This is a genomic window from Roseomonas aerilata DSM 19363, assembly GCF_000711725.1.
Lineage (GTDB): Bacteria > Pseudomonadota > Alphaproteobacteria > Acetobacterales > Acetobacteraceae > Roseomonas > Roseomonas aerilata.
Genome location: NZ_JONP01000132.1, coordinates 1 through 1,940 on the forward strand (window position 1 = coordinate 1; position 1,940 = coordinate 1,940).

2 protein-coding genes are annotated in these 1,940 nt (G+C 63.3%); both read right to left on the reverse strand.

Translation table 11 applies throughout. The features are described from left to right. Window positions 1-158: 158 nt before the first annotated feature. Window positions 159-431 (reverse strand): hypothetical protein, encoded by a 273-nt coding sequence (locus tag BO39_RS29305; RefSeq protein ID WP_043840415.1) that lies wholly within the window; start codon window positions 429-431, stop codon window positions 159-161. 1,236 nt (window positions 432-1,667) lie between these two features. Continuing rightward, window positions 1,668-1,940 (reverse strand): hypothetical protein (locus BO39_RS34190; RefSeq protein ID WP_211257620.1); only part of this gene is annotated, 273 nt, incomplete at its 5' end.

A 1,940-nucleotide genomic window follows, 5' to 3' on the forward strand; every position in this document is an offset into this window, starting at 1 on the left:
GGAGATCGACTAGCGCTCGCCCTCGAGGCCGCAGAAGCCTTGGCCGAGTACGCCCGAGCAGAGCGCCTCACCCAGGCAGATGAACTGCTCAGCGAATTCGTCGCCCTTCTCGTGGCCTGCAGTCTGGACGATCGGCAGGCCGGGTAGTGGCCGGCAGGTTATGGCGAGAGGCGCCACCCGCCGGCCGCACCAGGGAGAGGCCTAGCCAGCCTCCCCTCCTCCTTGGTGACGTATGGCAGAGGCAGCCGCCCCGTGTCGCACCAGCTGTCCACCAAGCGCACGATCATGTCGATGCTGCCCAGGCCCGACCAGCCGCCGCCAGGAAAGCCCAACAGGCTGAAGCTGGATACGGTACCATTCCCATTCGCGCCGATCCGTGCGCCGCGGTACTCGTAGGTCGGACCGCTGGAGTCGCCGACCTGGGACGTCATGCTGGGGCAGGGTGTTTTGTCTGCTGATCTATCAGGATGCCACAAGTTCATCAGGCAAGGCGTAGACCTCCTGCCCGTTGTCCAGTCGCACGAGCCACCCCGAGAATGAGCCGCGGGGCCCGTACCGCTCATGGCGTAGCGCTGTGCCTACCTCTCCCCTCGAGGAGTGGATACTACTCGATCTGATGCACACACGATCTCCGTCACGCAAAGGCTGACCTGCGGCCCTCGCGGGCTTCGCTTTCGGACTGTCGCTCATGGGAAGGTCTCTCCGGCTAGTCGGGCCAACTCGGACAGCGCTTGAGCCCGCCACGCCTCCATCTGCGCCAGTTCGACTTGGCCCTCGCCGCTGATCTCCCATCGACGTGACCCAATGTGGTAGAGTCACCCGCTGACGGTCAGGAGGTCTGGCGCGGGCTGCCCTATGTCGGCGTCTTAGCTGTCATAGGCGCACTCGAAAACCGCGAGAGCGCCGCCCGGTCCGCAGCGATGGAGTTCGTTAGCGGCGCAGTGCCAAATACGGACTTTACGCCGCAGCCCGTGCGAGTTCCCTAGCGCTGATGAAGCGCGGGGGGACTTCCTGCGTCACTTCGCGGACGCGTGGCCGCTTTGCCGTTCCGTTCAAAACCTCAAGTTCGGCGGCCATTCGCATCTCAGACAGCTTCCGCTGAGCCGCACCATAGGCAGCTTCTGGGCCATGGAAGCGAGTGGCGATTGCAACGACCAAGTCGCACTCGTTCATCAAGCGCCAGCGCCACTTGTGAGTGCCGAAGCCACAGCGGTCCACAACGATACGCAACTCACTAAGCCCGTCGTTCTGGCGCTTAGCCATGCCATTTCCCCGAAACAAGAGACCGCCGACAGGCAAGATAACTATATCGTGATCGAGCGATCAGCAAGAGGAATTTGCGTGGGAGAGAACGGCCGGGACTTGCCATGTGAGCGGCAGCACCACACTGGCGACCTCAGCTGGAAGCCATCGAAGTGCTGGATAGTCCGGATCAGGAGGCAACGGCCGATCCCGTGCCGGCTCAGCGTAGTGCTGGCGGACGGCTCGCTCGCCGGCTCCTTCTCGTTTTCGAGCGATAACGACATTCTTATAACGGAGTCAGCACGTTCTGAGGATAGTCCAATCTCAGTCGACGCTCCCCTCGGCTTCGGCGGCGCTCGGAGCCAACAACACCGGCAGCGATGTCGGGGCTCCGGGCGCTCTTCCGAGGGTAAATGTCTGCGGCCTTACGGCGGTGGAAACAGCGGCTTGCCGGCGGCATCCTCGGCCAGGCTCCACAGCATGGCGTCCTCTTTGGAAAGCGCCTCGCCGGCCAAGTTGGACTGAACGAGCGTCATCGCGACCTCGGCTTTTGCAGCCCTGCCTGCCGGCGTCTGCGCCATAGCCTCGATGATGACACCGAGCGCGACCTTGGTGCATGGACCAAGTTTGAGTCCAATGTAGGGTAGGATAGGGCCGGAGCGCCCCACTGACCGGTAGGGGACACCGCTCTTGCCCTT